This window comes from uncultured Dechloromonas sp., assembly GCF_945957265.1.
In the GTDB taxonomy this organism is placed as follows: domain Bacteria; phylum Pseudomonadota; class Gammaproteobacteria; order Burkholderiales; family Rhodocyclaceae; genus Azonexus.
In genome coordinates, this window is record NZ_CAMFKO010000018.1 from 41,492 (window position 1) to 58,250 (window position 16,759).

Annotated in this window: 15 protein-coding genes; 5 read left to right on the top strand and 10 right to left on the bottom strand. The window is 66.1% G+C overall.

Translation table 11 applies throughout. The features are described from left to right. Window positions 1–78 precede the first annotated feature (78 nt). The 4 genes from Q0P59_RS11190 to Q0P59_RS11205 all read right to left on the bottom strand — a co-directional run bounded on the left by Q0P59_RS11190 (window position 79) and on the right by Q0P59_RS11205 (window position 3,384). Window positions 79–396, bottom strand: a complete 318-nt coding sequence (locus Q0P59_RS11190) for a hypothetical protein (protein ID WP_295006546.1) — start codon at window positions 394–396, stop codon at window positions 79–81. Window positions 397–463: 67 nt separating this feature from the next. Then, entirely contained in the window at window positions 464–1,150 is a 687-nt protein-coding gene (locus tag Q0P59_RS11195; protein WP_295006547.1) for a DUF4197 domain-containing protein, read from the bottom strand. Window positions 1,151–1,169: 19 nt separating this feature from the next. Next, window positions 1,170–2,306 (bottom strand): PilT/PilU family type 4a pilus ATPase, encoded by a 1,137-nt coding sequence (locus Q0P59_RS11200; RefSeq protein WP_295006548.1) that lies wholly within the window; start codon window positions 2,304–2,306, stop codon window positions 1,170–1,172. A gap of 34 nt (window positions 2,307–2,340) precedes the next feature. Further along, window positions 2,341–3,384: a type IV pilus twitching motility protein PilT gene (locus Q0P59_RS11205; RefSeq protein ID WP_295006549.1), complete on the bottom strand. Its 1,044-nt coding sequence runs from the start codon at window positions 3,382–3,384 to the stop codon at window positions 2,341–2,343. A gap of 57 nt (window positions 3,385–3,441) precedes the next feature. Here Q0P59_RS11205 and Q0P59_RS11210 point away from each other — a divergent pair, with 57 nt between their 5' ends. From Q0P59_RS11210 to Q0P59_RS11225, 4 genes are read left to right on the top strand one after another with little or no spacing between them, the layout of a single operon-like run. Beyond that, window positions 3,442–4,131: a YggS family pyridoxal phosphate-dependent enzyme gene (locus tag Q0P59_RS11210; RefSeq protein ID WP_295006550.1), complete on the top strand. Its 690-nt coding sequence runs from the start codon at window positions 3,442–3,444 to the stop codon at window positions 4,129–4,131. Next, entirely contained in the window at window positions 4,128–4,940 is an 813-nt protein-coding gene (gene proC / locus Q0P59_RS11215) for a pyrroline-5-carboxylate reductase (RefSeq protein WP_295006551.1), read from the top strand. The genes Q0P59_RS11210 and proC overlap by 4 nt, the downstream gene beginning before the upstream one ends. Beyond that, window positions 4,940–5,473, top strand: coding sequence for a YggT family protein (locus tag Q0P59_RS11220; RefSeq protein WP_295006552.1), 534 nt, complete (start codon window positions 4,940–4,942; stop codon window positions 5,471–5,473). The genes proC and Q0P59_RS11220 overlap by 1 nt, the downstream gene beginning before the upstream one ends. Then, window positions 5,470–5,766, top strand: coding sequence for a DUF167 domain-containing protein (locus Q0P59_RS11225; protein WP_295006553.1), 297 nt, complete (start codon window positions 5,470–5,472; stop codon window positions 5,764–5,766). Before Q0P59_RS11220 ends, Q0P59_RS11225 begins: the two co-directional genes overlap by 4 nt. 243 nt (window positions 5,767–6,009) lie before the next feature. Here Q0P59_RS11225 and Q0P59_RS11230 read toward each other — a convergent pair whose 3' ends face one another. From Q0P59_RS11230 to Q0P59_RS11250, 5 genes are read right to left on the bottom strand one after another with little or no spacing between them, the layout of a single operon-like run. Next, on the bottom strand, window positions 6,010–7,260 hold the full coding sequence (locus Q0P59_RS11230) for a dihydroorotase (protein ID WP_295006554.1): 1,251 nt from the start codon (window positions 7,258–7,260) through the stop codon (window positions 6,010–6,012). A 1-nt stretch (window position 7,261) separates the two neighbouring features. Further along, complete coding sequence (locus Q0P59_RS11235; protein WP_295006555.1) at window positions 7,262–8,221, bottom strand: aspartate carbamoyltransferase catalytic subunit; 960 nt, start codon at window positions 8,219–8,221, stop codon at window positions 7,262–7,264. Further along, window positions 8,214–8,723 (bottom strand): bifunctional pyr operon transcriptional regulator/uracil phosphoribosyltransferase PyrR, encoded by a 510-nt coding sequence (gene pyrR, locus Q0P59_RS11240; protein WP_295006556.1) that lies wholly within the window; start codon window positions 8,721–8,723, stop codon window positions 8,214–8,216. The genes Q0P59_RS11235 and pyrR overlap by 8 nt, the downstream gene beginning before the upstream one ends. After that, complete coding sequence (ruvX, locus tag Q0P59_RS11245) at window positions 8,695–9,135, bottom strand: Holliday junction resolvase RuvX (RefSeq protein WP_295006557.1); 441 nt, start codon at window positions 9,133–9,135, stop codon at window positions 8,695–8,697. The genes pyrR and ruvX overlap by 29 nt, the downstream gene beginning before the upstream one ends. A gap of 16 nt (window positions 9,136–9,151) precedes the next feature. Next, window positions 9,152–9,712, bottom strand: a complete 561-nt coding sequence (locus Q0P59_RS11250) for a YqgE/AlgH family protein (RefSeq protein WP_295006558.1) — start codon at window positions 9,710–9,712, stop codon at window positions 9,152–9,154. 38 nt (window positions 9,713–9,750) lie between these two features. Between Q0P59_RS11250 and Q0P59_RS11255 the strand changes: the two genes are divergently transcribed. Continuing rightward, entirely contained in the window at window positions 9,751–11,163 is a 1,413-nt protein-coding gene (locus Q0P59_RS11255; protein WP_295006559.1) for a deoxyribodipyrimidine photo-lyase, read from the top strand. On the opposite strand, the gene Q0P59_RS11260 is transcribed toward Q0P59_RS11255, so the two are convergent. Continuing rightward, entirely contained in the window at window positions 11,160–16,730 is a 5,571-nt protein-coding gene (locus Q0P59_RS11260; protein ID WP_295006560.1) for an Hpt domain-containing protein, read from the bottom strand. The two genes, Q0P59_RS11255 and Q0P59_RS11260, sit on opposite strands and share 4 nt — an antisense overlap. Between the last annotated feature and the right edge of the window lie 29 nt (window positions 16,731–16,759).

Consider the following 16,759-nt stretch of genomic DNA (forward strand, 5'->3'; position numbering starts at 1 on the left):
AAGACAATAGCCGGATTCTAACCCAGCCGGGAAGGCGCGGTGATTTCGCCGCGCCGGCCTGCGGCGCGGCGCCTCCGCTCAGGCCTTGTCATCCACGCCGCACAGCTTCCGGGGCACGGCGCCGGATTTGACCAGATACTCGAACGACTCCCCGAGCTCCGCCAGCTGCGAGGCGACCTCGCGCGCTTCCTGCAGGAGTTGTTCGCCGCCATTGAATTCGCCGATGGCATTCGGGTCGATTTCAGCCAGTTCCTGGCGCAGGCTGCGCTGCCGATCCCCCTCGATGCCCTCCATCATCTCGACGCGGCGCACACCCTCGCCCGCGGCCTGGCGAACGCGGTCGACCGAGTCTTGCGAGATGCGCTGCGTGGTAGAGGACAGACGGTGCAGTTTCATGGGGCCTCCTACCCCCATTTACGACACCGTCAAGCAAAGCTTTAGCCCGGGCGCTTCACCGGGAGGCTCAAAGCGCGCCGAAAACCTTCTTCAGCAGATCGCTCCCGGCCCCGACCGGGTTGGCCCGCAGCTTCCTCTCCTCCTCGGCGATCATCAGGAACAGGCCATCCATCGCCTTCTGCGTGACATAGCTGTCGATGTCGGCGTCCTTCTTGTCGACCAGGCCGGCACCGGCCGCCTTGCCGGCAAACTGGTTGTACTGCTCGGCCAGCTGCAGCTTGCCGGTTTCCTTCTTGACGATAGGCATGAACTTCGCCGTCAGCTGCTCGCTCGAGGTCCGCTTGAAGTATTGCGTCACGCTGTCGTCGCCACCGGTCAGGATGCCCTTGGCGTCCTGCACGCTCATCTTCCTGATCGAATCGGCCAACACCGGCTTGGCCACCGCCACCGCGTTCTCGGCGGCGTGGTTCATGGTTTCGACCAGCTGGTCGGCCTGCTTGCCCAGCCCGAACATGCGCAGCGCCGAATCGGCCTTTTGCAGGTAGCCCGGCAAGGGAATCTTCACCTTGTCGTTGCCGAGAAAGCCGCCGCTCTTGCCGAGCGAGGCAACCGCGTAGTCGGCCCCCTTGCCCAGCGCCTCCTTGACGCCCGCCGAGGCATCGCCGGTGGAAATGGCGTCGAGCGCGCCGGCTTGCGCCAGGGCGGCGGAAAGGCTCACGGACAGGGCGAATACAACTTTGATCAGACGACGCACGGCACTCTCCCCAATGGCATCAGACGATATCGAGATGACCGATCCCGGTGGTCAGGTCGCGGTCCTTCGACTCCTTGCCGTGCAGCTTGATCTGCAGGCGCAGGTCGTTCAGCGAATCGGCATTGCGCAGCGCATCCTCGTAGGTGATCTTGCCGGCCTCGTAAAGGTCGAACAGCGCCTGGTCGAAGGTCTGCATGCCCAGTTCGCGGGACTTCTTCATGATCTCCTTGATCTCGTGCACTTCGCCCTTGAAGATCAGGTCGGAGATCAGCGGGGAATTGAGCATCACCTCGATGGCGGCGACGCGGCCCTTGCCGTCCTTCTTCGGAATCAGGCGCTGCGAGACCATGGCGCGCAGGTTCAGCGACAGGTCCATCAGCAGTTGCTGGCGCCGCTCTTCCGGGAAGAAGTTGATGATGCGGTCGATGGCCTGGTTGGAACTGTTGGCGTGCAGCGTGGCCAGCGCCAGGTGGCCGGTTTCGGCGAAGGCGATGGCGTAGTCCATGGTGTTGCGATCGCGGATTTCACCCATCAGGATGACATCCGGCGCCTGGCGCAGCGTGTTCTTCAGCGCCGGGCCCCAGTCGTCGGTATCGACGCCGACCTCGCGCTGCGTGACGATGCAGTTCTTGTGGTCGTGCACGTATTCGATCGGGTCCTCGATGGTGATGATGTGGCCGTACGAATTCTCGTTGCGGTAATCGACCAGCGCCGCCAGCGAGGTCGTCTTGCCGGTGCCGGTGCCGCCGACGAAGATGATCAGGCCGCGCTTGGTCATCGCCAGGTCCTTGAGCACCGGCGGCAGCTGCAGCTCGTCGAGCGTCGGGATGCTCATGTTGATCGTCCGGCAGACGACGCCGACGCGCCCCTGCTGGACCAGCGCATTGACCCGGAAACGGCCGATCCCCTGCGGCGAGATGGCGAAGTTGCACTCCTTGCTCGCCTCGAACTCCGCCGCCTGGCGGTCGTTCATGATCGAGCGGGCGAGTTCGGCCGTGTGCTGCGAAGTGAGCACCTGGTTGGAAACCGGCGTGATCTTGCCGTCGATCTTGATCGCCGGCGGAAAACCGGCGGTGATGAAGAGATCGGAGCCTTTCTTCTGTGCCATCAGGCGCAGAAGATCGTGCATGAATTTCATTGCCTGGTCGCGTTCCATACCTTCCCCTCGTTTGTTCTTTGAAGCCCCCGGATCAAGCCGGGAAGGAATCCTTGTTGGCGGCGCGGAAGCGCGCCTCGGCGCTCGACACGATATTGCGCCGCACCAGGTCGATCAGGTTCTGGTCCAGCGTCTGCATGCCGAAGTTCTGGCCGGTCTGGATGGCCGAGTACATCTGCGCGATCTTGTTTTCGCGGATCAGGTTGCGGATGGCCGGGGTGCCGATCATGATCTCGTGCGCCGCGACGCGGCCGGTGCCGTCCTTGGTCTTGAGCAGGGTTTGAGAAATGACCGCGCGCAGCGATTCGGACAGCATGGCGCGGACCATTTCCTTTTCGGCCGCCGGAAAGACGTCGACCACGCGGTCCACCGTCTTGGCGGCGGACGAGGTGTGCAGCGTGCCGAACACCAGGTGACCGGTCTCGGCGGCGGTCAGCGCCAGGCGGATGGTTTCCAGGTCGCGCATTTCGCCGACCAGGATGACGTCCGGATCTTCGCGCAGCGCCGAGCGCAGGGCGTTGGCGAAGGACAGCGTGTGCGGGCCGACTTCGCGCTGGTTGATCAGGCACTTCTTGGCCTCGTGCACGAACTCGATCGGGTCCTCGACGGTCAGGATATGGCCGTAGTCGTTTTCGTTGATGTGGTTGACCATGCCGGCCAGCGTCGTCGACTTGCCCGAACCGGTCGGCCCGGTGACCAGCACGATACCGCGCGGATACTCGCAGATCTCCTTGAAGATCTTCGGCGCATTGAGCTCTTCCAGCGTCAGCACCTTGGACGGAATGGTCCGGAACACCGCGCCGGCCCCCCGGTGCTGGTTGAAGGCATTGACCCGGAAACGCGCCAGGTTGGGGATTTCGAAGGAGAAGTCGCACTCCAGCGTCTCTTCATACACCTTGCGCTGGCCGTCGTTCATGATGTCGTACACCATGCCGTGCACATCCTTGTGCTCCATGGCCGGCAGGTTGATGCGACGGACGTCGCCATGGACGCGGATCATCGGCGGTAGGCCGGAAGACAGGTGAAGGTCGGAGGCCTTGTTCTTGACACTGAAGGCCAGCAGTTCGGTGATGTCCATGCGGATCGTCCTCGGCGCGCGTGTATACTTTGAATTGTTGTTAATTCCTAATGGATTATGAGCGCAATCGCCGACAACCTGCAAGCCGTCCAGGCCCGTATTTCCAAAGCAGCAGCGGCTGTCGGCCGTTCGCCGGAAGCCGTTCGCCTGCTCGCGGTGAGCAAGACCTGGCCGCTTTCCTGCGTCGTCGATGCCGCCGAGGCGGGCCAGCGTGCCTTCGGTGAAAACTACGTTCAGGAAGGCATCGACAAGATCGCCTCGATCTCCGGGCGCCACCTGGAATGGCACTTCATCGGCCCGCTGCAGAGCAACAAGACCAAACCGGTCGCCGAGCACTTCGACTGGGTGCATTCCATCGAACGCCTGAAGACCGCCGAACGCCTGTCGGCGCAACGTCCCACCTATCTGCCTCCGTTGCAGGTCTGCGTGCAGGTCAATGTCTCCGGCGAAGCCAGCAAGAGCGGCTGCTCGCCCGACGACGCCTTGGCGCTCTGCCGCGCCGTCGCCGCGCTGCCCGGCTTGCAGCTGCGCGGCCTGATGGCCATCCCCGAGCCGGTCGCCGACCCGCTGGCCCAGCGCGCCCCATTCCGCCAACTGCGCCAGCTCAGCGAGCGGATCCGGGCCGCCGGGCTGCCGCTCGACACACTCTCCATGGGCATGTCCCACGATCTTGAAGCAGCCATTGCCGAAGGAGCGACCATCGTTCGCATCGGCACGGCCATTTTTGGTGAAAGAAACTACGTATGAAAATCGTTTTCCTCGGCGGCGGCAACATGGCCAACGCCCTGATCGGCGGCATGGTGAAACAGGGCTTCGCCGCCACCGACATCGACGTCATCGACCTCGGCGCCGAAGCCCGTGCCAGGCTGACCGACAGCTACGGCGTGACCTGCCACGCCAGCGCCGACAGCGTGCCGGCCGCCCCCGACATCCTGGTGCTGGCCGTCAAGCCGCAGCAGATGAAGGAAGCCGTCGCGCCGCTCGTCGCCAAGCTCGGCAACACGCTGGTCATCAGCATCGCCGCCGGCCTCGACATGGCCGCGCTGTCGCGCTGGCTCGGCGGCCATCGCCAGATCGTCCGCTGCATGCCCAATACGCCGGCCCTGATCGGCGCCGGCATCACCGGGCTGTGCGCCCTGCCGGAAGTGAGCGCTGACCAGCGCGCCGCCGCCGACCGCGTCCTCAAGGCCGTCGGCACCACGGTGTGGATCGCCGACGAAGCGCAGATCGATGGCGTCACCGCCATTTCCGGCAGCGGCCCGGCCTACGTCTTCCTGTTCATCGAAGCCCTGCAGCAGGCCGCCGCCGACCTCGGCTTCACGCCGGAACAGGGTCGCCAGCTGGCCATCGAAACAGTGCAGGGCGCCGCCGCGCTGGCCGCCCAATCCACCGAACCGGCATCCACCCTGCGCGAGCGCGTTACCTCCAAGGGCGGCACCACCGAGGCGGCGCTCAAGGTCATGGCCGAGAAGGGCGTCAAGGAAGGCATCGTCGCCGGCTGCAAGGCCGCCGAGGCCCGCGGCCAGGAACTCGGCAAGATCCTGGGAGCCGGCTGATGCAGGCCATCGCCTTTCTGCTCGATGCGGTCGCCAGCTTCTTCTGCACCCTCTTCCTGCTGCGCTTCATGATGCAGGCGATGCGCGTCTCCTTCGCCGGGCAGATCGGCGATTTCGTCGTCAAGCTGACCAACTGGGCGGTCAAGCCGCTACGCGGCATCATCCCGGGCTTCGCCGGCTTCGACTGGGCCAGCCTGGTCGCCGCGCTCGCCGTGCAGCTGCTGCTCTCCGGCCTCCTCGTCGGCCTCGCCGGGCCGGCCATCGGCAACGACATCGGCAGCCTCGGCCTGACGATCCTCTGGTTCGCCGCCAAGGCCCTGCTCCGCCTTGCCGTCTACATCCTGATCGGTGCGCTGATCCTGCAAGCCGTGCTGTCGTGGATCAATCCCTACTCGCCCCTGGCGGCGCCGGCCCATCAGCTCACCCGCCCCATGCTCGATCCGATCCGCCGCATCGTACCCACCATTTCGGGGATCGACCTGTCGCCGCTGATCGCCATCCTGCTGCTCCAGGTGGCACTGATGTTCCTGTGAGCGCCTGGTTCCGGGTCGCCGCCGACGGCTGCATCACCCTGACCCTGCACATCCAGCCCGGCGCGAAGAAGACGGAATTCGCCGGGCTGCACGGCGATGCGCTCAAAATCCGCCTCGCCGCCCCCCCGGTCGACGGCAAGGCCAACGAGGCCCTGCAAAAATTCGTTGCCGAGACGCTGGGCCTGGCCAAAGCGGCCGTCAGCCTGAAAAGCGGCCACAGCTCGCGGCGCAAGGTGCTGGAAGTGAAGGGCGCCGAGCGCACCGCCATCGAGGCACTGGCGGCTCGAGCCTAAGCCCGGAACGATTCCCCCGCATCCGGCCCGCCCTGCTCGTCAGCTTCATGGCAGGTTCATATGGATAATCGGGCGATGCAAGCTTGAAATTGAGTTTGTCTCTTCCAGAACTTTTTTGCCCCACAAAGTTAATTCCTTGTGGGGTTTTTCTTTTTTGGCCGCCCGATTGCCGCAAACGAACGGCCCTTCAGATGCAAAACGGCGGGGAATCCCGCCGTTTTGCATCCGGAACGCCCGCTGCGATCAGGCGCGATAAACCACCCGTCCGCCAACCAGCGTGGCCTTGACCTTGCCGGTCATCATGTAACCCAGCCAGGGCGAGTTCTTGCCGCGGCTCTTCAGGGATTCGGGGGTCAGCTGCCACGTCGCCTCCGGATCGAAAACGCACACGTCGGCGCTGGCTCCGATGGCCAGGTGGCCGGCGCTCAAACCCAGAACCTCGGCCGGCGCCGAGGTGATGCGCGCCAATGCGGCGGAGAGATCGACCTTGGCGGCTTCCGCCCAGCGCAGGGTCAGCGGTAGCAGGACCTCGAGACCGGTGGCGCCGGGCTTGGCTTCGCCGAAAGGCAGCAGCTTGTCGTCGGCGCCGACCGGCGTGTGGTCGGAACAGACGGCCGCCCAGCCGGCCACGACGGCATCGGAGAGCGCCTGCCGGTCGTTCTGGGTGCGCAGCGGCGGGGAAAAGCGGGCATGCGTGTTGAAGTAGCCGATGTCGTTCTCGGTGAGCAGCAGGTGATGCACGCCGACATCGCAGGTGATCGGCAGATTGTCGTGCTGGGCGCGATGCACCAGCTGCATGCCGGCCGCCGACGAGATACGGGTGAGGTGCACGCGGCAACCGGTGATCCGCACCAGCTGGATGATGGTGCCGATGGCGATGGTCTCGGCGGCGACCGGGATGCCGGCCAGGCCAAGACGGCTGGCGACCTCGCCTTCGTGCGCGATGCCGTTGCGCGACAGCCAGTAGTCCTGCGGCTGCAGCCAGACGGCAAAACCGAAGGTCGCCGCGTACTCCATGGCGCGGAGCAGGGCCTCGGTGTCGACCACCGTCCGGTTGGCCTGCGAGAAGGCGATGCAGCCGGCTTTCTTGAGGCCGGCCAGTTCGGCCAGGCGCTCGCCGTTGAGACCCAGGGTCAACGCGCCGAGCGGCAGCACGCGGGCCTTGCCGATTTCCTCGCCGCGATGGACGAGGCGATCCGCCAGCTCCGGCTCGTCGAGCGGCGGATCGGCGTCGGGCGGCACGACGACGCTGGTCACCCCGCCGGCCACGGCGGCGGCCAGTTCGGCCTCGATCGAGTTCAGCCGGGCGCCGAGGTCGATCAGGCCGGGACAGACCACGCAGCCGGCGGCGTCGATGCTCTGGTCGGCGACGAAGCCGGCCGGCGCTTCACCCAGCCCGACGACGCTTCCCCCGGCGACGAACAGGGAGGTGGCGCCGCGGTCGACGCCGTTTTTCGGGTCGATGACGCGGCCGTTCTTGATTTCGATGTTCATTTCAGTTCCCTGCGACGATGCTCATGACGGCCATGCGGACCGCGATGCCGAAGGTGACCTGGGGCAGGATCACGGCCTGCGCGCCGTCGGCCACGGCGGAATGGATCTCGACGCCCCGGTTCATCGGCCCCGGGTGCATCACGATGGCGTCCGGCTTGGCCAGCGCCAGCTTCTGCGGCGTCAGGCCGTAGTGGCGGAAGTATTCGCCGGCCGAGGGCAGCAGCGCGCCGTTCATCCGTTCGTTCTGCAGGCGCAGCATGATGATCACGTCGCAGTCCTTGAGACCTTCGTTCATGTCGTGGAAGACATGCACGCCGAGCTTGTCGAGATGCTTGGGCAGCAGGGTTTCCGGGCCGATGGCGCGGACTTCCGGAACGCCCAGCGTGGTCAGCGCATGGATGTCGGAACGGGCGACGCGCGAATGCAGGATGTCGCCGACGATGGCCACGCGCAGCTGCGTGAAGTCCTTCTTGTAGTGGCGGATGGTGTACATGTCGAGCAGGCCCTGCGTCGGGTGGGCATGGCGCCCGTCGCCGGCATTGACCACATGCACGTCGTCGCGGCCGATGCGCCGCAGGTGCTCGGTGATCAGGAAGGGCGCGCCGCTCGAGGCGTGGCGCACGACGAACAGGTTGGCGTGCATGGCCACCAGGTTGTCGATGGTGTCGAGCAGGGTTTCGCCCTTGGCCGTCGACGACTTGTTGATGTCGAGATTGATGACGTCGGCCGACAGGCGCTTGGCGGCGATCTCGAAGGTGGTGCGGGTACGCGTCGAGTTCTCGAAGAACAGGTTGAAGACGCTCTTGCCGCGCAGCAGCGGCACCTTCTTCACGTCGCGTGCCGAAACTTCCATGAAGGAAGCGGCGGTGTCGAGAATCTGCGTCAGGATGCGTTGCGGCAGGCCCTCGATCGAGAGCAGGTGGGCCAGTTCGCCATCCTTGTTCAACTGCGGGTTATACATGTTCCAGCCTCCAGGCGAGTTGTGCGCCATCCTTGCGCTCGAGGACCAGGTTCTGGCCGGCGCCGAGCGGGACATCCCAGATTCCGTAGGTCGCCGCCACCGGCAGCTCGCGGCCGCCGCGGTCGGCCAGCACGGCCAGTTCGACGGCGGCCGGACGGCCGTAGTCGAACAGTTCGTTGATCGCGGCGCGCGTCGTGCGGCCGGTGTACAGCACGTCATCGACCAGGATGATGTGGCGGCCTTCGACGTCGAACGGGATCACGGTCGGGCGGCACTGCGGATGCAGGCCCTTCTCCGAGAAATCGTCGCGGTAGAAGGAAACATCGATCAGGCCGATATCGTCCGCCAGGCCGAGCAATTCCTTCAGGCGTTCGGCAATCCACGCGCCGCCGCTGTAGATGCCGACCAGCGCCGGGTTCTTGGACAGTTGCGGACGGATCAGGTCGGCCAGCTGGCGACACTGGGCCTCGGCATCAGGCAGAGGGTTGGGTAGGGATGACATGCTGCGGGCTTTCGAACCAGGTTTGGAGGATGAGTTGCGCCGCCACGGCATCGAGCAGCGGCTTGGCGGTCTTGCTGTTGCGGCCGGTTTCGCGCAAGCGCGCTTCGGCATCGAGCGAGGTCAGGCGTTCGTCGGCATAGGAAACCGGCAAATTGAAGCGGCGGACCAGACGTTCGCCGAACTTGCCGGCGAGACGCGTCATTTCGTGCGGCGTGCCGTCGGCGTGGGTGGGCAGGCCGACCACCAGTTGCTCCGGCTGCCATTCGGCGATCAGCTTGCCGATGGCGGCAAAACGCTCGTCGTTCGATTCGGCATGGATCACGGTCAACGGATGGGCGCTGCCCAGCAAGGTCTCGCCGGTGGCGACGCCGATGCGCTTTTCGCCAAAGTCGAACGCGAGCACGGTGCCCATCAGCGAGCGCACCCCGTCATGCGTGCCCTGCCACGTCCGAGAGTTGGGTAAAGCTGATGCCCAGCTTCTGCATCGCGGCCGGCAGGCGCTCCTCCGGCGGCAGGTCGAACAGGATGCTGGCCTTCGCCGGCACGGTCAGCCAGGAGTTCTGCGCCAGTTCGTCTTCGAGCTGGCCGGCATCCCAGCCGGCGTAGCCGAGCGAAATGAGGATTTCGGACGGCAGCCCGTCCTTGCCGACGGAACTGAGCACGTCGCGCGAGCTGGTCAGGCCGACGTCGCCGTTGACCGCCAGCGTCGACTGCCAGTGCCCGACCGGGCGGTGCAGCACGAAGCCGCGGTCCAGCTGCACCGGCCCGCCAAAGTAGACCGGCAGGTTGGCCAGGCTTTCGGCCTCGAGCTTGATGTCGATTTTTTCGAACAACCCGGCCACATTCATGTCGATCGGCCGATTGACGATGATGCCCAAGGCCCCGTTCTCGTTATGTTCGCAAACATAGACGAGGGCATTGGAAAAATAGGGGTCTTCCAGCGCCGGCATGGCGATCAGGAAGTGGTCGGTCAGGTTGACGTTGTCCATAAGTGGAATTTTAATCGCCGGGAAGGTACAAACCAACCATGAACCACGAAAAAGCCCTGGTCTGGTTCCGCCGCGATCTGCGCGACCATGACCATGCCGCCCTCAGCGCGGCCTTGAGCAATGCCCGCCACGTCTACTGCGCCTTCGTCTTCGACACCGACATCCTCGATGCGTTGCCGTCCCGCCAGGACCGGCGGGTCGATTTCATCCACGCCTCGCTGCTCGAGCTCGATGCCGCGCTGCGTGCCCGCGGCGGCGGACTGATCGTTCGCCATGGCCGGGCGGCCGAGGAAATTCCCGCCCTCGCCGAGGCGCTGGAGGCCACGGCTGTTTTTGCCAACCGCGATTACGAACCGGCGGCCAAGGCCCGCGACGCGGCGGTCGCTGCCGCGCTGCGCCGGCATGGCATCGCCTTCCACGCCGGCAAGGACCAGGCGATGTTCGACGGGGACGAGGTGCTGACCCAGGCCGGCAGGCCCTTTTCGGTGTTCACGCCCTACAAGAACGCCTGGCTGAAGCGGCTGACCCCGGCCGACCACGCCGAGTGGCGCTGCGTCGGGCAACTGGCGGCGAGCGGAAAAACCGGGGTGCCGACGCTGGAACAGATCGGTTTCGGCATATCCGATCTCGAGCGCATCGGCATCCGGCCCGGCATGTCCGGCGCCCGCGCCCTGTGGGACGATTTCCGCGCCGGGCGCCTCGCACGCTATGGCGAACTGCGCGACTTTCCGGCGATCAGGGGCGTTTCCTACCTCTCCGTCCATCTGCGCTTCGGCACCCTGTCGATCCGCCAGCTGGTCCGCACGGCCGTCGCGGAAGAAGCCGGCGCCTGGCTCAACGAACTGATCTGGCGCGACTTCTATTTCATGATCCTCGACCGTTTCCCGCAGGTCGTCGACCACGCCTTCAAGCCCGAATACGACGCCATCCGCTGGCGCGACTGGCCCGCCGGGCTCGGCGCATGGCAGGAAGGGCGCACCGGCTACCCGCTGGTCGATGCCGCCATGCGCCAGCTCAAGCACAGCGGCTGGATGCACAACCGGCTGCGCATGGTCGCCGCCTCCTTCCTGAGCAAGGACCTCGGCCTCGACTGGCGCCTCGGCGAGCGCCATTTCGCCGGGCAGCTCAACGACTTCGACCTCTCGGCGAACAATGGAGGATGGCAGTGGGCGGCCTCGACAGGCTGCGACGCCCAGCCGTATTTCCGCATCTTCAACCCGGTCACCCAGTCGGAGAAGTTCGATCCGGAAGGAAAATTCATCCGCCGCTATGTGCCGGAACTGGCCGCCGTTCCCGACAAGTACATCCACGCGCCGTGGCGGATGGGGCGCATCGAGCAGGAAGCGATCGGCGTGGTGATCGGCCGGGACTACCCGGCACCGATCGTCGATCACGCCCAGGCCAGGGAAGAAACCCTGGCCCGTTACGCGGTAGTCAAAAAACCCGTTTAGCGCGGGCGGCGCGCCTGGGTGTAGCCGGCGACCAGCTTGAGCAGCTCGTCTTCGTCGTAGGGCTTGCCCAGGTAATGGTTGGCGCCGATTTCCAGCGCATAGTTGCGGTGCTTGTCGGCCGTCCGCGACGTGATCATGATGATCGGCAGCTTGCGCAGGCGTTCGTCGGCGCGCACGTTCCGCACCAGGTCGAAGCCGTCCATGCGCGGCATTTCGATGTCGGAGAGGATGACGTCGGGCATGACGTCGATCAGCTGCTCCAGCGCATCGACGCCGTCCTTGGCCAGGATGACCTGATAGCCTTCGCGCATCAGCAGGCGGCTGGTGATCTTGCGCACGGTGAGCGAATCGTCGACCACCATCACCGTCGGCAGGTTTTCCATCTCCGCCGCGGCCGGCTCCGGCGCGACGGGAATCGCCGCCTGCACGCTGACCACCGGCGTCCGGCTCGACAGCGCCACCGGATTGAGGATCAGCACGACCCGCCCGTCGCCGAGCACGGTGGCGCCGGCAATGCCGACCACGCGGGCGAGCTGGGCGCCGATGTTCTTGACCACCACTTCCTGGTTGCCCTTGAGCTCATCGACCAGGACCGAGACGCGCTGCGTGCCGGAGCGCAGCAGCAAGACCCAGTATTGGCGATGCGCTTCGGGCATCGCCTCGGCATCGCCCAAGAGGTGCGGCAGGTAATGGAAGGGATAACGGGAACCCTGCCAATTGACCTCACCCTGTTCGCGAATGGCGGTCAGCCCCTTTTCCTTCATTTCCATGACCTGTTCGATCATGGTCGACGGCACAGCGTAGAGGTGGCTGCCGGCGCGGATCAACAGCGTCTGCGTGACCGCCAGGGTGAGCGGCAGATAGAGGCGGAAAGTCGTTCCCTTGCCGGCCTCGGAGACGATTTCGATGCGGCCGCCGAGCTCGGACACCTCGGTCTTGACGACGTCCATGCCGACGCCGCGACCGGCGAGCTGGGTCAGTTCGGCCGCCGTCGAGAAACCGGGCTGGAAAATGAAGTCGTACAAGGCGGCCTCGTCGGCCGCCTGCCCCGGCTGGAGCAGGCCCATGGCCTCGGCCCGGGCGCGGATGCGCTCCGCATCCAGCCCCTTGCCGTCGTCGGACATGGCGAGAATGATTTCATTGCCTTCCTGCGCCAGCTTGACGGTGATTTCACCCACCTCCGGCTTGCCGGCGGCGATCCGCTGCTCCCTGTCCTCGATGCCGTGCGCCACCGCGTTGCGCAGCATGTGTTCGATCGGCGCCAGCATCTTGTCGAGCACCGAACGGTCGATATCGACCTGCCCGCCCACGATGTCGAGGTTGGCGCGCTTACCCACTTCCTTCGCGGTCTGGCGCACGATGCGATAGAGGCGTTCGGTCTGGCTGGCGAACGGCAACATGCGCACGCCCATCAGTTCCTGCTGCAGGCTGCGGTTCAGGCGCGACTGGGCGAGAATGGCGGCGTTGGCGTCGTCGAGGTTCTTGAGCAAGCTCTGCTGGACGGTCGCCACGTCGTTGACCGACTCGGCCATGAAGCGGGTCAGTTCCTGGAAGCGGGTGAAGCGGTCCAGTTCCAGCGGATCGAACTCGACCTCGCCGCCCGGCGTATGCGCCACCTTGGCCTGGATCTGCGTTTCGGCCTGGATTTCGATCTCGCGCAGCTGGCGACGCAGGCGAATCACGTTTTCCGTCAGTTCGAGCAGCGAGCCTTTCAGGCCGCGCATCTCGCCTTCGATCCGCGCACGGGCAATGGACAACTCGCCGGCTTCGTTAACCAGGCGGTCGATCAGTTCGGCGCGTACGCGCAGGCTGGCCCGCTGGCCGGCAGCGTCGGTCTCGGCCTCGTGGTCGAGCGGAACGGCCTGCTGCGCCACCGGCGCCAGCGCCTCGTCCTGCCCGGGCTCGACGATCGCCGGCGTTTCGATCACGGGCGCCGGTTCCGGCGGCCCTTCGCGCAAGCGCTCGACGGCCTGCGCCAGCATGTCGCAGCCGGATTCGATATCCTCGATGAAGGCCGGCGACGCCGGGCCGGCACGCATGGCCTCCTCGACGCGCGTCTCCAGCATGTGCGTCGCCTCGCCCAGGTTCATCGCGCCGGCCATGCGGGCGCTGCCCTTGAAGGTATGCAGCAGGCGGGAAATGGCATGCGCCGCGGCGCCGCTGGATGGCTCGTTGCGCCAGGCGCGCAGCTGCGTGGTCAGGTCGCGCGTCAGATCGACCGCTTCCTCGAGGAAGATCGGCAGCAACTGCTCGTCGAGTTCGTCCGTGAGTTGCGGCAGCGCAGGCGCGGGGGCCGCGGCGGCCTCCGGTTCGGACACGGATTCCGCTTCGGCGGCGGGCAGCACGCTGACCGTCCCGGGCAGTTGAATGATTTCCGCGCTGACCGGCTCGGCGACTTCCTCGACGGCCGGGGCCGGCTGGAAAATATCGCCCAGCGCGGCGATCAGTTGCGGCTGATCGACCGGCGACTCCTGGCGAGCCAGCCCGACAAACATCTCCTCGAGGGTGATGATGCTCTGGCGTACAGTCTCCAGGCCTTCGATGCTGGCCGGCTGCGCCGACCCATCCCGCCGCAGCAAGGCGTGCTCGAGGGCGATGGCCAGATGGTGAATCGGCATCAGCCCGACCGTCGCCGCGATGCCGCCCAGCGTGTGGGCAGCCCGGGTCATCTCGAAGGTGGTGGGCGCACCGGGGTTGGCCTCCAGCATGGCATAGCTGTCGACCAGCATCTGCAGGTGCCCGCGCGCCTCTTCGCGGAAGATGTCGTAGAGCGTCGGCGATGCCGTGACCGCGGGAGGCAGTTCCTCGCCTCCTGCCTCGACGTTTTCCCCGGCGACTTCCTCGACAACCGCGACAGGTTCTACCGCATCCGCCACCGCCTCGACCAGGGCCAACGGCACCTCGGCCGGTGCCGGCGGTTCCGGCTCGACCGTGTCGGGCAATACCGGCTCGTCGAAGAATGCCGGCAGCGAGAAATCGATGTCCTCGATTTCCTGTACCGGCGGCACGATTTCAATGGCCTCGGCCGGCGCCTCCGGCTCGATCTCGATGACCGGAAGCGGTTCGAAAACGGGCGCTTCCTGCAATGCCGGCACGGGCTCCGCGGCAGCCGGCTCGATGAGCGCCGGCTCGACGACCGCCTCGGCAGCGAGCTGGGGCGCAAGCGGCTCGACGCCACGCAGGCGGCCGGCGAGGGCAACGAGCGCCGACGGATTCGGCGCCTGCCCCTGCCCGCTCGCCAAGTGCTCGACCCAGGCCGAGAACAGGGCATGCTCGCCGTCGATCATCGCCATCAATTCGGGCGTGGCCCACTGATCCTGGCGCAGCCACAGGTTGAGCGTCTGCTCGAGCTCCCAGGCGGTTTCGCCCAGATCGTTGAGACCGACCATGCGGCCGCTGCCCTTGAGCGTATGGGTATTGCGGCGTATGGTCGTCAGCGCCTCGACGTCGTGCGGATCGGCCAGCAGCAGAGCCCGCTGTTCGCCCATCGTCTGCAGGACTTCCTGCGCCTCTTCGAGGAAGATGGAGAGCAGTTCGGCGTCGATTTCCTCGTGCGAGGAGTCGGCCAATTGCTGCGTTTCCACCGACGGTTCCAGCAGTTCCGGCTCCTGGGGCTTGAGTGCGGCCAGCGCCGCATCGACGTGAGTGCTGTCGAGATCGCCCGTCTTCAAGGCCTCCAGCGCCGCCTTGGCGCTCTCGCCGAGCTCGTGATTGGCGACCAGGTCGGCATCCTGCTGGATGGCCTTGAGGTTCTGCTTGAGTTCGGCCTGCAGGCGCTCGTCCTGCGGCGCTTCCTTGAGCGCCTCGACCAGCGCATGGGTCTCGCGGGCCTGCTTCGCCAGCTCCGACTCGACGCTCACCGCCGGTTCGGGAGCGGCACATTCCTCTTCGTCGGCCGCTTCGTTCCTTTCGCCCCGCATGCGGGCGACAAAGGCGTCGAAATCGGTCTCGCCGCTGGGCAGCGCATCGACGAAGAAGCCGAGGGTCGACAACTGGTGCGCGATATTCTCGAAGTCTTCCGCGGCATGCGCGGCGCCAGGCTGGGCCAGGGCGTGAATCTGCTGGACGCAGGCGTTCACATTCGACGCCGCGCTCAAATGGCCCAACATGGCCAGTGCGCCGGCGGTTTGCTTGAGCGGCCCGTCGAGGAGCGCCAGGTCGTGCTCTCCGGCCGGATCGCGGAAGAAGGCGTCGAGGGATTGCTCGACCTGCGCCAGGTTGTTCTGGATTTCCCGGGCGACCTGGCTGATCAGCAGCTTTTCCTGTGCCCGGCGGGTCATTTCATCGAGCAGCGGCAACGCGGAATCGGCCGCCGGCCGGCCGGCGATGCAGGCGTACAAACGGGCGACCATGAGGTCGACCTGCTGGGCGAAATCGGTTCCCAGGCGCTTGAAGCTCTCCTGCGCGTTCTGCAGCAGCAGGATGGCGGTCGCCACTTCCATGGCGACCGTTTCGCCGAAGCGCGAGGCATCCTCGACCAGCCAGTTGGCGATGGCGCCCAGGCCCTGCCCGAGACGCTTGAGATCGGTCTGGGCGATCTCTTCGGTCATCGCCACGACCGATCGGGCCTGCTCGACGAAAGCCGCCAGTCCGGCCGTGCTGCCGGAGGAACAGACGCGGTTCCAGTGCTCTTCGGTGCCGGACAGGACTTCGCGCAAGCGGCGGAGGACCGCATCCTGCGGCTGGGTGCCGGCCGCCGCCCCGGGCTCGGGCAACTGTGCCGGCAAGGCAAAGGCCGACTGGACCTGGGAGACGACGCCGCCGGCATCGCTGCCGGCCTGCGCGACGTGGTAGAGGGCTTCGCGCATCAGGCGCTCGGCCAGGCTGTTCGAACCTTCGAGCAGGCGGCGAATCTGCTGGTCGATGCGGGCGCTGACCTGGCGCACCGAACCATCGGCGTTGACCGCCGGATCCTTCAGGGATTCGATGAAGGCCAGGGCGGTCCACCAGAAGGAGCGCGCCGACTGGGTCTCCTGGGTGGCTTCGATATTGGTCAGCGCGGAGAGCATCAGCTGGCGCCCGGCCTCGGCCTGGTCCGGCTTGGTCAGCCAGCCGAGCAGGCCCTTCTGGTAGCGGGCCCGTTCGACCTTGAGAACCTGCCGCAAGGCATCCGGCGTCAACTTCTCCACGGCGCCTGTCCGCTTGGGAGGGCGCAGCGAGAGATCGGGGAAGAAAAGATCGCTGGCGCGCGCCGTCGCAATCCCCCGCACGGCAGCCAGGTCAAGATAAACCGGCAGCAGGCGCAGCGGCTGGTTCGGCTCGCCGGCCATCAGCTCGTCAAGGTAGCCGCGAATGCCGGCCATCGCCGCACGCACCGCGGCCAGGACCGGCTCGCCGACGGCAATGCGACCATCTTCGACGGCTTCGAGCAGGCTTTCCAGCGACTCGGTGACCTGCGTGACGCCATCCAGACCGACCATGGACAGCGCCCCGTGCACCTGGTGCACATGGGTGCGGCAGAACTTGAGCTGGGTGACGTCGGCATTGGCAACGTAATGACCCAATGCCTCTTCCGCGCGCTCGAGCGCCAGGTCAATTTCGCCCTTGACCCAAGTCAGGGGGCCCAAATCGAATTCAGTTGCCGCGTTCATAGTCT